This window comes from Xanthomonas citri pv. mangiferaeindicae (genome assembly GCA_002240395.1).
Classification (GTDB): Bacteria; Pseudomonadota; Gammaproteobacteria; order Xanthomonadales; family Xanthomonadaceae; genus Luteimonas; species Luteimonas citri_A.
This window is the reverse complement of the sequence record CP016836.1, coordinates 521,034-534,980: the sequence shown is the minus strand read 5'-3', so window position 1 is coordinate 534,980 and position 13,947 is coordinate 521,034. Positions and strand designations below refer to the sequence as shown.

Annotated in this window: 10 protein-coding genes; 2 read left to right on the top strand and 8 right to left on the bottom strand. The window is 68.3% G+C overall.

Going from position 1 to position 13,947, the window contains the following annotated elements; translation table 11 throughout:
* Positions 1 to 108: 108 nt before the first annotated feature.
* Positions 109 to 2,610 (top strand): aminoacyl peptidase, encoded by a 2,502-nt coding sequence (locus BEN78_02365; protein ID ASR44857.1) that lies wholly within the window; start codon positions 109 to 111, stop codon positions 2,608 to 2,610.
* A 68-nt stretch (positions 2,611 to 2,678) separates the two neighbouring features.
* On the opposite strand, the gene BEN78_02360 is transcribed toward BEN78_02365, so the two are convergent.
* The 5 genes from BEN78_02360 to BEN78_02340 all read right to left on the bottom strand — a co-directional run bounded on the left by BEN78_02360 (position 2,679) and on the right by BEN78_02340 (position 9,789).
* On the bottom strand, positions 2,679 to 3,413 hold the full coding sequence (locus BEN78_02360; protein ID ASR42409.1) for a peptidase: 735 nt from the start codon (positions 3,411 to 3,413) through the stop codon (positions 2,679 to 2,681).
* A gap of 64 nt (positions 3,414 to 3,477) precedes the next feature.
* Positions 3,478 to 4,485 (bottom strand): hypothetical protein, encoded by a 1,008-nt coding sequence (locus BEN78_02355; protein ASR42408.1) that lies wholly within the window; start codon positions 4,483 to 4,485, stop codon positions 3,478 to 3,480.
* A gap of 10 nt (positions 4,486 to 4,495) precedes the next feature.
* Positions 4,496 to 5,908 carry a hypothetical protein gene (locus BEN78_02350; protein ID ASR42407.1) on the bottom strand — a complete coding sequence of 471 codons (1,413 nt, stop codon included), beginning with the start codon at positions 5,906 to 5,908 and terminating at the stop codon, positions 4,496 to 4,498.
* Positions 5,909 to 6,097: 189 nt separating this feature from the next.
* Positions 6,098 to 7,309: a methionine adenosyltransferase gene (locus BEN78_02345; GenBank protein ID ASR42406.1), complete on the bottom strand. Its 1,212-nt coding sequence runs from the start codon at positions 7,307 to 7,309 to the stop codon at positions 6,098 to 6,100.
* A 218-nt stretch (positions 7,310 to 7,527) separates the two neighbouring features.
* Positions 7,528 to 9,789 (bottom strand): hypothetical protein, encoded by a 2,262-nt coding sequence (locus tag BEN78_02340; GenBank protein ASR42405.1) that lies wholly within the window; start codon positions 9,787 to 9,789, stop codon positions 7,528 to 7,530.
* Between the two features lie 278 nt (positions 9,790 to 10,067).
* Here BEN78_02340 and BEN78_02335 point away from each other — a divergent pair, with 278 nt between their 5' ends.
* On the top strand, positions 10,068 to 11,117 hold the full coding sequence (locus tag BEN78_02335; protein ID ASR42404.1) for a hypothetical protein: 1,050 nt from the start codon (positions 10,068 to 10,070) through the stop codon (positions 11,115 to 11,117).
* Positions 11,118 to 11,141: 24 nt separating this feature from the next.
* Here BEN78_02335 and BEN78_02330 read toward each other — a convergent pair whose 3' ends face one another.
* Genes BEN78_02330 through BEN78_02320 form a run of 3 tightly spaced genes read right to left on the bottom strand, consistent with a single transcriptional unit; the run spans position 11,142 to position 13,933 of the window.
* A complete protein-coding gene (locus tag BEN78_02330) occupies positions 11,142 to 12,137 on the bottom strand; it encodes a tRNA dihydrouridine synthase DusB (GenBank protein ID ASR42403.1) in 996 nt (331 codons plus the stop codon).
* Positions 12,138 to 12,189: 52 nt separating this feature from the next.
* A complete protein-coding gene (locus BEN78_02325; GenBank protein ASR42402.1) occupies positions 12,190 to 12,612 on the bottom strand; it encodes a hypothetical protein in 423 nt (140 codons plus the stop codon).
* Positions 12,613 to 12,616: 4 nt separating this feature from the next.
* Entirely contained in the window at positions 12,617 to 13,933 is a 1,317-nt protein-coding gene (locus BEN78_02320; GenBank protein ID ASR42401.1) for a hypothetical protein, read from the bottom strand.
* Positions 13,934 to 13,947: the final 14 nt, after the last annotated feature.

Here is a 13,947-nt window from a genome sequence, read left to right as displayed (position 1 = left end):
ACTGCAGTGCAGGGCGTGCAATGCAAGTCCCGTCGGTCCCTGGCCGGCACTCGTTGCGGGGCAGGTATGCTCGACGGCCTCGTGTGCCTCTTTACGGATCGCCTTCTGATGCCTGCAACGACCGCCCGTCGCCGATTGTGCCTCGCCGTGTCCGCCACCTTGCTCGTCGCCTCGCTCGGCGTCGCCCCTGCATTCGCGCAGACCGCGCCCGCGGTCGCCTCCGAGGATGGCGGCTACCGTCTGCCGCCCGAAGCGCTGCGCGCGATCGTCGATGCGCCGCGTCCGCCGCGTCTGTTGTTGAGTCCCAAGCGCGATCTGGCCGCCTTCCTGCAGACGCCCGCGCTGCCGTCGATCGCCGAGGTCTCCCAGCCCGAGCTCAAGCTCGGTGGCATCCGGATCAATCCCAAGACCTACTCGGCCAGCCGTGCCTCGTACGTCAGCGATGTCTGGCTCAAGCCGATCGACGGTGGCGGCGAGCAGCGCATCGCCGGCCTGCCCGAGCCGTTGTCGCTGGCCTCGCTGTTGTGGTCGCCCGACCAGCGCCACATCGCCTTCAGCCAGGTCGACACGCACGCGGGCGAAGTGCAGCTGTGGCTGGTCGACGTGGCGACGCGGCAGGCGCGGCGCCTGCTGTCCCAGCCGCTCAACGCAGTCGTCGGCAACGGCTTCGAATGGATGCCCGATGGACAATCATTGCTGGTGCGGTTGCGCCCGCAAGGGCAGGGCGCAGCGCCGCAGGACGACGGCGTTCCGGCCGGCCCCAATGTCCAGGAGACCGGCGCCAGCGGCACGGTGCAGCAGTTGCGGACCTACCAGGACCTGCTGCGCAGCGAGCAGGATGCGCGGGTGTTCGCGCACTACATGACCAGCCAGCTCGCGCGCGTGTCGCTCGACGGCACGGTGTCGCCGATCGGCGCGCCCGGCCTGACCGTCAGCGCCACCGCGTCGCCCGACGGGCGTCATCTGCTGCGCCAGCAGATCGACCGGCCGTTCTCCTACCAGGTGCCGTACACCCGCTTCCCGCGTCGGATCGAGGTGATCGGACTCGACGGTGCGGTCCAGCACACGGTGGCGCGCTTGCCGCTGGTCGAGGGCCTACCGGTTGGCAACGATGCGGTGCCCACCGGCGTGCGTTCGGTCGCCTGGCGCAGCGACGCGCCGGCGACGCTGGTCTGGGCCGAGGCGCAGGACGGCGGCGATCCGGCGCGCGAGGTCGCGGTGCGCGACATCGTCTACGCGCAGGCTGCCCCGTTCCGCGCAAAGCCGACTGCGCTCGCGCAACTGTCGATGCGCTACGCCGGCACGCAGTGGGGCACTGGCGATCTTGCGTTGCTGACCGAGTATTGGTGGAAGACGCGCCGGATCCGCGAGTGGCGCCTGCACCCCGACGGCGCCGCCGCGCCGGTGCTGGTGCGCGACGGGTCGTACGAGGACCGTTACGCCGACCCGGGCATGGCGGTGACGATGCCTGACGACAACGGCAACAGTCGGCTGCTGATCGCGGCCGATGGCCAGAGCATCTACCGTATCGGCGAGGGCGCGTCGGAGGAAGGCGACCGGCCGTTCCTGGACCGCCAGCACCTGGCCGACGGCCGTACCGAGCGGCTGTTCCACTCGCAGGCGCCGGCTTACGAGGCACCGGTCGCGGTACTCGATGCGCAGGCCACGCGACTGCTGACCACGCGCGAGACGCCGGCCGAGCCGGCGAACTTCCTGCTGCGCCGCCTGGACGACGCCGATGCCGCACCGGCAGCGCTGACCGCGTTCGCGCATCCCACGCCGCAGCTGCGCGACGTGCACAAGGAGCTGGTCCGCTTCAAGCGCAAGGACGGCGTCGACCTGAGCGGCACGCTGTACCTGCCGCCGGGCTACGACGCACAGCGCGACGGCCCGCTGCCGCTGCTGATGTGGGCCTATCCGGGCGAGTTCAAATCCGCAGACGCCGCGAGCCAGGTGACCGATTCGCCGTACCGGTTCAACGCGGTCGGCTACTGGGGGCCGCAGGCGTTCCTGGCAATGGGGTATGCGGTGTTTGCCGACGTTTCGATGCCGATCATCGGCGAGGGCGATGCCGAACCCAACGATACCTACATCGAACAACTGGTCGCCAGCGCCGAGGCCGCCGTGGACGAGGTCGTGCGCCGCGGTGTGGCGGATCGTCGTCGGATCGCGATCGGCGGGCATTCCTACGGCGCGTTCATGACCGGCAACCTGCTGGCGCACTCGCGGCTGTTCGCCGCCGGCATCGCGCGCAGCGGCGCCTACAACCGCACGCTCACGCCATTCGGCTTCCAGGCCGAGGAGCGCAACTACTGGCAGGCCCAGGACACCTATCTGCGCATGTCGCCGTTCAACTACGCCGGACAGATCAAGGATCCGATCCTGCTGATCCACGGCGAAGAGGACAACAATTCGGGCACGTTCCCGATGCAGAGCGAGCGCATGTTCGCCGCGATCAAGGGCCTGGGCGGCAACGCCCGGCTGGTGATGCTGCCCAAGGAATCGCACGGCTACCGGGCACGCGAATCGATCCTGCACATGCTCTACGAGACCAATGCCTGGCTCGATCGTTATGTGAAGCATCGCCCTGACGCGCCCGCCGCGCCGTAAACGGCGCGGCCGCCGCAACGCCCGATCCAACGTCGGGCGTTGCGGCCGCGATCAGTGCAGGGCGCTGACTAGCGTGCCCATGGCGGCGCCGGCAACGCGGCGACCGCTTCGCGCAGGCTGTTATTCCAACGCTCGCGGATCGAGCGCAGGTAGGCGTCCTCGTCCTCGAAGCGCTGCTGGACCTCCAACTGCAGGCTGTCGCGGCGATAGACCACCAGGTCGATCGGTGTCCCGACCGACAGGTTCGAGCGGATCGTCGAGTCGAACGACACCAGCGTGCACTTGGTCGCGGTGACCAGGTCGGTCTGCCGGGTCACCACCCGGTCGAGGATCGGCTTGCCGAACTTGATTTCGCCGGTCTGGAAGAACGGGGTCTCGGGCGTGCTCTCGATGAAGTTGCCTTCCGAGTACACCAGGAACAGTCGCGGCGGCTCGCCGCGGATCTGGCCGCCGACGATGAACGTGCCGCTGGGGTCGATCCCGCTGTCGCGCAGGTAGGCTTCGTCGCGTGCACGGATCTCGCGCATCGCATCGCCGATCGCCTGGGCGACCTGGAACATCGACTGCGCATTGCGGATGCCCGGCGTCGCCGGTTCGTGCCGGTCGCGATGCTCGATCAGATTGAGCACGTTCTGGGTCAGCGACAGGTTGCCGGCCGACAAGGTCACGACCACATAGGCGCCGGGTTCGGCGAAGACCCGCATCTTGCCGGCACGGCGGACATGGTCGACGCCCGCGTTGGTGCGCGAGTCGGAGGCCAGCACGAGCCCCTCGTCGAGGTTGAGGCCGATGCAATAGGTCATGGGCGGGGCGGGTACAGCGGAGCGGACGGTCATTGTGCCCGCTGCGCGGGCGGCATGGCACCCGTCAGGCCGTGGTCTGCCAGGGCGCCTGAACCTGCGTCTGCGCCGGCGCCGGTACGGCGCGGGTGGTCATGAACTGATGGTGGATCTCCGCGCCCAGTCGGGTCAGCCGGGTCATCGTGTCCTGCAGCCACGGCTCCAGTCCGCCGGCGATGATCTCGTCCATGCGGGCGTAGCGCGACTGCGCGGCCAGCGCGCCGGCCTGTCGCGCCACTTCCACCGACGCACCGCCGGTCAGCGACTGCAGGATCGAGGAGATCGCCTCGACGCAGGTCTGCAGCGAGCGCGGGTTGTCACCGTTGAGCAGCATCAGCGCCGCCACGCCGGCAGGGCTGACCGACTCGCGGTAGAGCCGTCGATAGGTCTCGAACGCCGACAGCGCCTGCAACAGTGCGCTCCATTGGAAATACTGGACTGCGTCGCGCGCCTCGCCGGTCTCCGGCAGTTCGTCGTCGCTGGCGATCATGTCCAGCAGCCGGATCGACCATTCGGCGCGCTCGATGAACGCCCCCAGTTGCAGGAATTGGTAGCCCTCGCCGCGGCCGAGCGTACCGATCGTGATGCCGCGAAACGACGCCGAGCGGGTCTTGACCCATTCGAGCGTGTTGCTCAGCCCGTTGCGGCGCAGTTGCGCGGCATCGAGCTTGCGGATCTCCAGCCACGAGCTGTTGAGGTCCTCGTACATTTCCGAGGTGATCGCCACACGCTGGGCGCGGGCGTTCTCGCGTGCGTTGCGGAAGCAGCTGTGGATCGAGCTGGGGTTGTCGGGCGCCAGCAGCAGGTGCCCGACCACGCCCTCGGCATCGATGCGTCCGTGGCGTTCGAGGAACGGCTGCACCAGCCCCAGCGAGTCGAGCGAACGTCGCCATGCAGCGGCCTGCGCCTTGCCGCGATCCAGGCGCTCAGGCAGCAAGGCGATGCGTTGTGCGACATCGAGCAGGCGCGCGGTGTTCTCGGCGCGTTCCATGCTGCGCGCCACCCAGTACAGATCGTTCGCGGTGCGACAGAGCATGCGTGCGGCCTTAGTTTTCCATGATCCAGGTGTCCTTGGTGCCGCCCCCCTGGGACGAATTGACCACCAGCGAGCCTTCGCGCAGCGCCACCCGCGTCAGCCCGCCCGGCACGACCTGGATGCGGCGGCCGCTGAGGATGTAGGGGCGCAGGTCAATGTGGCGCGGTGCCAGCCCGCTTTCGACGAAGGTCGGGCAGGTCGACAGCGATAACGTGGGCTGGGCGATGTAGTTACCGGGGTCGGCGAGGATGCGGGCACGGAATGCCTCGATCTCGGCCTTCGTCGACGCCGGGCCGACGAGCATCCCGTAGCCGCCGGCGCCGTGGACTTCCTTGACCACGAGCTCGGGCAGGTGCGCCAACGCGTATTTGAGGTCGTCGGGATTGCGCAGTTGCCAGGTCGGTACGTTGTGCAGGATCGGCTCCTCGCTGAGGTAGTAGCGGATCATCTCCGGCACGAACGGATACACCGACTTGTCGTCACCCACGCCGGTGCCGGGCGCATTGGCCAGGGTCACGTTGCCGGCGCGGTAGGCGCCGAACAGCCCGGGCACGCCCAGCATCGATTCGGGCCGGAACACTGTCGGGTCGAGGAAGTCGTCGTTGATGCGGCGGTAGATCACGTGCACGCGCTGTGCGCCGCGCGTGGTCTGCGCATAGACCATGTCGTTCTGCACGAACAGGTCGGCACCCTCGACCAGTTCCACGCCCATCTGCTGGGCCAGGAAAGCGTGCTCGAAGTAGGCCGAGTTCGCCGCACCCGGCGTGAGGACGGCCACCACCGGGTTGTCGATGTTGGCCGGCGCGCACTGACGCAGCACGTCGAGCAGTGCGTCGGGGTAGCGTTCGACCGGCGCGATCTGCTGACTGGAGAACAGTTCGGGCGTCAGGCGCGCCATCATCCGCCGGTTCTCGAGCATGTACGACACGCCCGACGCGACCCGCAGGTTGTCCTCGAGCACGTAGTACTCGCCGTCACCGGCGCGCACCAGATCGATGCCCGAGACATGCGAATAGGTGTTGCAGGCGACCTGCAGGCCCTGCATCTCCTTGCGGTACTCGCTGTTGTCGAGGACCAGTGCCGCCGGAATGCGGCCGTCGCGCAGGATGCGCTGCGGGCCGTAGACATCGCCCAGAAACAGATTCAGCGCGTGCACCCGCTGGCGCAGCCCGGCCTCGAGCATCCGCCACTCGGCGGCCGGCACGATCCTGGGCACGATGTCGAAGGGGATCAGCCGCTCGGTGCCCGACTCCTCGCCGTAGACCGAGAACGTGATGCCGACGCGGTGGAACGAGATCTCGGCCTCACGCCGCTTGTGGGCGACCTGCTCGGGCGGGGTGCGTTGCAGCCAGTCTTCGAACGCGCGGTAGTGCGGCCGGACTGCGCCCTGTGCATCGCGCATCTCGTCGTAGCTGGCTGACATCGAAGAAGCTTCCCCTGGCTGTCCTTGGCGCCGCACCGTGCGACGAGATATAGCATGTCGCCCGCCGGGTGCACGCCGGGTGAGACGATGGGGCGCCCGTGGAGCAGGGGAGCGGGCCGGCCCGCCGGGCCAAACGACGACGGGCCGCTTGCGCGGCCCGTCGTGGCAAAGCGGCGGAAGGCGCCGGTCTTACTTGAGCTTGGCGTCGGCGCGCAGGGCCTCGGCGCGGTCGGTCTTTTCCCACGAGAACGCGGTGGCGGTGTGCTGTTCGCCAGCGCCGTCGGTGTAGCTGACCTGCTGCGGCTTGCGGCCGAAGTGGCCATAGCTGGCCGTGCGCTGGTAGACCGGGTGGATCAGGTCGAGCATCTGGATGATGCCGTAGGGGCGCAGGTCGAAGTGGCGGCGGATCAGCTTTTCGATCTGCGCGTCAGGGATTTTGCCGGTGCCGAACGTAGTCACCGAGATCGAGGTCGGCTCGGCGACGCCGATCGCGTACGACACCTGCACCTCGCAGCGATCGGCCAGGCCGGCCGCGACCACGTTCTTGGCGACGTAACGCGCGGCGTAGGCGGCCGAGCGGTCGACCTTCGACGGATCCTTGCCCGAGAACGCGCCGCCGCCGTGACGGGCCCAGCCGCCGTAGGTGTCGACGATGATCTTGCGGCCGGTCAGACCGCAGTCGCCCACCGGCCCGCCGATGATGAACTTGCCGGTCGGGTTGATGTGGAACTTGGTGCCCTTGTGCAGCCACTTGGCCGGCAGCACGGGCTTGATGATCTCCTCGCGGACGGCCTCGATGAGGTCCTTCTGCTTGACGCCCGGATCGTGCTGGGTCGACAGCACGACCGCGTCGATCGCGGTCGCCTTGCCATCTTCGTAGCGCAGCGTGACCTGGCTCTTGGCATCGGGGCGCAGCCACGGCAGCGGCGAGTTCTTCTTCTTGCGCACCTGCGCCTGGCGCTCGACCAGACGGTGCGACAGATGGATCGCGGCCGGCATGTGGCTGTCGGTCTCGTTGGTCGCGTAGCCGAACATCAGGCCCTGGTCGCCGGCACCCTGTTCTTCGGGCTTCTTGCGGTCCACGCCCTGGTTGATGTCGGGCGACTGCTTGCCGATCAGGTTCAGCACGCCGCAGGTCTCGCCGTCGAAGCCGACGTCGGAGCTGTCGTAGCCGATGTCCAGGATCACCTTGCGAGTCAGCGCCTCCAGGTCGATCCACGCGCTGGTCGTCACCTCGCCGGCGACGATCGCCACGCCGGTCTTGACCAGCGTCTCGCAGGCCACGCGCGCGCGCTTGTCCTGGGCCAGGATCGCGTCGAGCACGGCATCGGAGATCTGGTCGGCAATCTTGTCCGGATGGCCTTCGGAGACGGACTCGGACGTGAAGAGATAGCTGGACATCAGGGCTATATCCCTATATTCGGATGAAAAGATGGCCGCGAATGATACACCCCCGGCCTGCGCAACGCATCTTGTCGTCCCGTGTGTTGCCGTAGAGTTAAGGGGGCCAGGGCTGGTGCCAGTTCACGAGCCTGCCCGCCGTGTCAGGTCGCGACGTGTCCACCCCGCTTTGGCCCCGGGCGACGCGACGAGCAGCGCCACCCGGGATTTCCAAGACATCACTGGCTGGGCGCGACCAGTATCTGCCATGCGTGGTCACTGCCCGTCTGATGCAGGGCAGTCGCAGTCTGGAGTAGGAACGTCTGGAAATGTCCTGCTCCGTTGAGGATGAAGACCTCGGTTCTGCCGGAGGCGCCGCCTTGCTTTCTGATGGCGTAGAGGTCAGGGGCGCCGTCAGAGTTCTGGTCCTGTAACGCGAACGACCAGCTTGGATCGTGCCCGGTCGTATGCAGCGCCGTCGCCGTCTGCATCTTGAAGGACTGGAATCCAGTCGCGCCGTCTAGGATATGGACTTCTGTGGAGCTGGCGCCCTGGCGATTGACTGCGTAGAGGTCCAAGGTGCCGTCCCGGTCATAGTCTGCGAGATCGAACATCCAGGTCGAATCCGAGCCTGTGGGATGGAGCGCGGTTGCGGTGTGCAGCAAGAACGATTGGAAACCAGTGGCGCCGTTGAGAACGTGGACCTCGGTCCTGTTGGAACCACCGCCCTGCTTCTGGATCGCGTAGAGATCCAGAGCGCCATCGCGGTCGTAGTCGCCAAGCGCAAAGGTCCAACTCGAGTCGCTTCCCGTGTGATGAAGAGCTGTCCCTGTCTGCATGAGGAATGTCTGGAAATGGCTGGCGCCGTCGAGAACATGGACCTCGGTTGAGCTCGTTCCCTGCTTGTTGATCGCGTAGAGGTCGGTCACGCCGTCGGCGTTGAAGTCGCCGAGCAGAAAGACCCAGCGCGCATCGGCGCCAGTCACGTGTAAAGCGGTCGCAGTCTGCAGCGGAAAGGACTGGAAGCCATCTCCGCCATCGAGGACGTGAACTTCAGTCGTGCTCCCGCCTTGCTTGTTGATGGCGTAGAGGTCGGGTCTTGCCGGGGCGACGGCTTCGACAGCGGCCCGCGCGTTGACGATGCCGGTCCCGATCGGCTGCGATGGCGCCGTTGGAAAGGGTGTCGCGGTGTTTCTGAGAATGGTGCCTGCCTGGGAGGGCGTGAGCGGATTGCGCGCTACCGATTGCATCAGGGCGAGGACCCCCGACACATGCGGCGCTGCCATCGATGTTCCGCCGTAGTAGGCGTAGGTCTCGCTCGCCGGTGTCGTGGCGCCGGCATTGAGGGTCGAGAGAATGTCCGAGCCCGGAGCAGAGAGATCCACTCGGCTTCCGTAATTCGACGCCTGTCCGCCCCCCCAGATCGAACGGACGCCGTTGCGGTCGACGGCGCCGACTGTGATGACATTCGCGCAACTTGCGGGTTGGAAGCCCGCAGCGTCGGCATTGGAGTTGCCCGCTGACACGACGATCGTACTGCCGCGCGAGACGGCACCATTGATGGCGCTCTGGTAGGTGGCCGAGCAGTTACCGGCGCCGCCCAGTGACAGGTTGATCACCTCCGCGGGGTTGGCATTGGTCGGCACCCCGGGGACGCTGCCGCCCGACGCCCAGACAATGGCGTCGGCAATGTCAGAGACCATGCCGCCGCATCGACCGAGGACGCGCACGGGTACGATTCTGGAGTCGAAAGCGGTGCCGGCGACCCCTTTCGCATTGTTCGTTACGGCGGCGATGGTGCCAGCGACATGCGTGCCATGCCAGCTCGAGTTCGCGGCTGAAATACCGGCGCCACATTCGTTGGCGGCTCGCCAATCTCCTTCATCGGCTGGATTGGGATCCCTGCCGTTGCCGTCTCTGGCTCTGGCAGCATCGCTGATGAAGTCGTAGCCCGGGAGCACATTGGCGTTGAGATCGCTGTGCGGGGTCATCCCCGTATCCAGCACCGCGACGACCACGCCTGCGCCGGTTGCGGCCTCCCACGCCTGTGGCGCACGGATTCCGGCAGCCTGACCGGTGTAGCCCCATTGCTCGCCGAATCGAGGGTCATTGGGTGTCATCGTCGGGTACATCCGCGCATCGACTTCGACGTATTCGACCCTTGGGTCGGCCGCGATGGCTCGGAGCAGGGTCGTTGCCTCGGCCGGTCCGAGCGCTTGGGTGGTCCGGATCACGTCCGCACCCAGCGCGGTACGCCGCAGGTGCCGGACATCCACGACGCCGCGTGTCGCCGTCAGGCCGCTGGCGGCACGTTTTAGCGAGGCCGAGAGTGACGGGCCTTCGGCACCCTGCAGGCTGCCGGTTCGATACTTCACGATGAACTGATCGTACGTGTGGCCGCCGCGAAGTGATGAGGTGTCGACCGTGGCCCCGATGGCAGGGAACGCGAAGAGGGACAGCAACGTTGCAGTGACGGCGGGCGCGACCATCCCCGAGTGCATTGTTCTGGAGCTTGGCATGTCGAGTTCTTCCTCTGGCAGGTTGACGATCCACGAACGGGCCTGACAGGGGCGAAGTCGAGCCGCCGTCCCTGGCATTCCCCTTGACACCGGGGGCGAATCCATCGCCGATTCCTGACGGTAGCAGGCGTGTCGTTCCACTTCCAATCGACGCTCGGCGAGTCCGCGGTCGAGGGCTGCCTTCCCCAGGATTGGGCCTCGTCGCGTGGCATCGGGCGCGCCATCGAATGGAGCAGGGTGTCTGCGTCTAAGATTGCGGTATGGATTCCCTGACCCAGATCGTCCTCGGTGCGTCGGTCGCCGCGGCCGTCGTGCCGGCGGCGCATCGCCGGGCGGCATTGCTGGCCGGTGCTGCGCTGGGCACCGTGCCTGACTTCGATGGCCTGGTGATCGCGCTGCTGACCGATGACCCGGTGCTGCGGATGACCCTGCATCGCGGGATCACCCATTCGGTGTTGGTCCTGCCGCTTGCCGCCGCCGCGCTGTGGTGGGCGCTGCGCCGCTACGGCAACGGCCGGGTTGCGGCCTCGCCGGGGCGTTGGTTCTGGGCGATCCAGCTTGCGCTGGTCACGCATCCGCTGCTCGATGCGTTCACGGTCTATGGCACGCAGTTGCTGTGGCCCTTCCGGCCGCCGCCGGCGATGTGGTCGAGCGTCTTCATCATCGATCCGCTGTATACGATCTGGTTGCTGATCGGCGTACTGGTCGCGACGTTTGCCGGCGCACGCCGGGTCGGCGGCCGCGCGCTGGCGGTCGGGCTGGCGTTGAGCACGGCGTATCTGGGTTGGTCGCTGGTCGCCAAGTCACGCGTCGACCGCGAGGCCGACCACGCGCTGGCGGCGCTGGGCCTGGCAGACGCGCCGCGCTTCTCGGTGCCGATGCCGGGCAATACCGTGCTGTGGCGGGTGGTCGCGATGACACCGGACGGGTATGTCGAGGGCTTCCGGTCGCTGGTCGCCGACCGCGGCCCGATGCAATTCGCGGCTTATCCTTCCGACAACGCCGCCTTGCGGGCGAATGCCGCACTGCCTGCGGTGCAGCGGCTGACCTGGTTCAACCGCGGCTTCATGGGCGCGACGGTGGTCGATGGCCGGTTGCAGCTCAGCGACCTGCGCATGGGCAACGAGCCCGACTACTTCTTCCGCTTCACCGTCGCCGAGCGCACCGCCGCGGGCTGGGCCGCGTTGCCGCCGACCCAGGCGCCGATGGCGCGCGATCTGGGGGCGACGTGGAACGCGACCTGGGCGCGGATGTGGCACGAGCCTGTGGCGCCGGGGCCGGCAGACCATCAGGCTGTCGGCAGTCCCTGACGCCGCGCGTGCGAACGCGGCCCGTCAGGCGGCCAGCGTCGGCTGCGCGTCGCCGGCGATCAGCGCGTCGAAGTAGGCGCGTGTGAGCGCGAGTTGGTCCTGCGCGGTGTCGGCGCGGTTGACCACTGCGCGGAAGGCGTGATGCTCCGGTCGATCCTTCGCATACCAGCCCAGGTGCTTGCGCGCGATGCGCACGCCGGAGGTTTCGCCGTAGAACGCATGCAGTGCCTGGAGATGGCCGAGCAGGATGTCGCGGATCTCCTGTAACGACGGCGGCGGCAGGTGCTGGCCGGTGGCGAGAAAGTGCGCGATCTCGCGGAAGATCCAGGGCCGCCCCTGCGCTGCGCGACCGACCATGACTGCGTCGCATCCGGTGTGGCGCAGTACCGCCAGCGCTTTCTCCGGCGAGTCGATGTCGCCGTTGGCGATCACCGGGATCGACAGGTGCGCCTTGATTGCCGCGATCGTGTCGTACTCGGCGCTGCCGGTGTAGTGCTGGTCGCGGGTGCGGCCGTGGACGGCGAGGGCGGCGATGCCCGCGTCCTGTGCGATACGCGCGATCGTCGGTGCGTTGCGATGCGCGGCGCACCAGCCGGTGCGGATCTTCAGCGTCACCGGCACGTCGACCGCAGCGACCACCGCTTGCAGGATGCGTGCGACCAGCGCCTCGTCCTGCATCAGCGCCGAGCCGGCCCAGGCATTGCAGACCTTCTTGGCCGGGCAGCCCATGTTGATGTCGACGATCTGCGCGCCTTGCGCGACGTTGTGGCGCGCCGCCTCGGCGAGCATGGCCGGCTCGGTGCCGGCAATCTGTACGCCGACTGGGGCCGGCTCGCCGTCGTGGTCCATGCGGCGCAGCGACTTCTCGGTGCACCAGAAGCGCGGATCGCTGATCGTCATCTCCGACATGGCCAAGCCCGCGCCCAGACGCTTGCACAGCTGCCGGAACGGCTTGTCGGTGACGCCGGCCATCGGGGCCAGCACCACATTGGGTTCGATGCGGTACGGACCGATCTGCATGCGCCCATTGTCGCCGATCGGCGGACCCGGGTCTCGCGCCTGGCGCCCGGGTTCAGCGGCGCAGCTGGTAGAGCTCGAAGCGTGGACCGTCGACGTCGAGCACCATCAGCAGTTCACTCTCACCGGTGCGCACCAGGCGGCCGACACTGTCGCCCTCGACGCGCGCTGCCGGCGGCGATGGCCACTGGCGGCTGTAGCCGGGGGAGGGGTCGTCATTGACCGATTGCGAGCCCAGGAATGCGAGCGTATTGCGATCGATCGGCAACAGCCGGCCCTGCCGGCGCTGCGAACCGCTCGTCTTGGCGAATGTCAGCACGCCGTCGTGACGCGCGATCGTGGCATCGAACCAGGGATAGGCGTAGGCGCCGCCGCGGCCGTCGAACTGCAGCGAGCGGACCTGCCAGGCGCCGGTGATCGTGCCCAGTGGGCGTCCGCTTGCGGCCAGCGCCAGTGCCCGTCGCGCGTCGGCCAGCACCGGGTCATGGTCGTCGAGCGCCAGGTCGAATGTGGGCTCGGCGAGGATGATCTCGCGGTCGGCTGGCCAGGCCTGCGCGCGCCAGTCGTCCGGCGCGGTGTCGTGTTCGTCCGCCCGCGCTGGCGCCGCCGTCTCGGTCGCGGGCGCGGCAGCGGCGTTCGCGGAATCGACCGCAGTCGGCGTGGTGGCGGGCGACGCCGGTGATGGCGCCGGGGCGGCCGGGCCGCAGGCTGCCAGGACGATCAGGACCGCCAGGCCGGCGCCGGCACGCAGCCGCACAGAACGTGAACAACAGGGCATCGGCAGGACTCCGCCGCGATCCGCGATGCCGCGGCCGGGCAAGGGTAGCGTGTGCGGTGTCGTCAGTCCGTCGGGGGCGCAGGTGCGGCATCGCGGCAGCGGCCCCGACCCGCTCGGTCGAGCGTCCGGCGTAATGCGCAGCGAAGCGCACGTGGCTGTCGAACGGCGCCGCCGGGTCACCGGCGAGCGAGGCGGCCAGTGCGCCATTGAAGGCATCGCCCGCACCGGTGGTGTCGATCGGCTCGACCTTGTCGGCCGGCACACGATAGAACGGCCGCGTATCGCCGCGGGTCAGGTCCTCACGGTGGGACACGAATGCACCGGCGGCGCCGAGCGTGATCACCACCGTGCCGCGCGGCAGCAGCGTGCGGCACCAGCGGTGCAGTTGCGCGTCGGCGGTGCCGGCGATTGCCTCGCTATCGATGCGATGGCTGGTATGGCGCTCGAGCAGGCCGGCAAACTCGGTCTCGTTCGGCGTGAGGATGTCGGCCGCGGCGAGCAGTTCGCGCAGGCACTGCGCATTGGCCGGCGCCGGGTTGAGCATCGTCGAGGTGCCGGCGGCGCGCGCCAGGCGCATCGCTTCGAGCACGCTGTCGAGCGGGGATTCGAGCTGGGTCAGCAGCACCCGGGCGCCGGCCAGCGCCTCGGCCTGCCGGCCGACCCAGGAGGCGCACAGGTCGCCGTTGGCGCCAGCACCGATGACGATGGTGTTGTGGCCGGCCTCGTCGACATAGATGCCGGCCGTGCCGGTCGGGTGGCTGCTCTCGCGCACCCGCATCGCGATCCCGTCCGCCTGGGCGAGTGCGCGTGCCTGGCGGCCGCCGTCGTCGTCGCCCAGCGCGCACAGGAAGGTGGTCTGTGCGCCTGCCCGGGTCGAAGCGACGGCCTGATTGAAGCCCTTGCCACCTGGCCCGGTGTGGTAACGGCCGCTGAGCGTCTCGCCGCGGCGCGGCAGGGTGCTGCAGTTCCAGACATGGTCGACATTGAACGACCCGACGACGACGACACGACTCACGCGCACATCCTCTCTGTCCC

What these genes read in the sequence shown, in the direction of transcription:
- BEN78_02330 (ASR42403.1), bottom strand. Translation starts at nt 12,137, where the DNA reads ATGCAGATCGGTCCGTACCGCATCGAACCCAATGTGGTGCTGGCCCCG.
- BEN78_02355 (ASR42408.1), bottom strand. Translation starts at nt 4,485, where the DNA reads ATGCTCTGTCGCACCGCGAACGATCTGTACTGGGTGGCGCGCAGCATG.
- BEN78_02350 (ASR42407.1), bottom strand. Translation starts at nt 5,908, where the DNA reads ATGTCAGCCAGCTACGACGAGATGCGCGATGCACAGGGCGCAGTCCGG.
- BEN78_02365 (ASR44857.1), top strand. Translation starts at nt 109, where the DNA reads ATGCCTGCAACGACCGCCCGTCGCCGATTGTGCCTCGCCGTGTCCGCC.
- BEN78_02335 (ASR42404.1), top strand. Translation starts at nt 10,068, where the DNA reads ATGGATTCCCTGACCCAGATCGTCCTCGGTGCGTCGGTCGCCGCGGCC.
- BEN78_02360 (ASR42409.1), bottom strand. Translation starts at nt 3,413, where the DNA reads ATGACCTATTGCATCGGCCTCAACCTCGACGAGGGGCTCGTGCTGGCC.
- BEN78_02345 (ASR42406.1), bottom strand. Translation starts at nt 7,309, where the DNA reads ATGTCCAGCTATCTCTTCACGTCCGAGTCCGTCTCCGAAGGCCATCCG.
- BEN78_02340 (ASR42405.1), bottom strand. Translation starts at nt 9,789, where the DNA reads ATGCACTCGGGGATGGTCGCGCCCGCCGTCACTGCAACGTTGCTGTCC.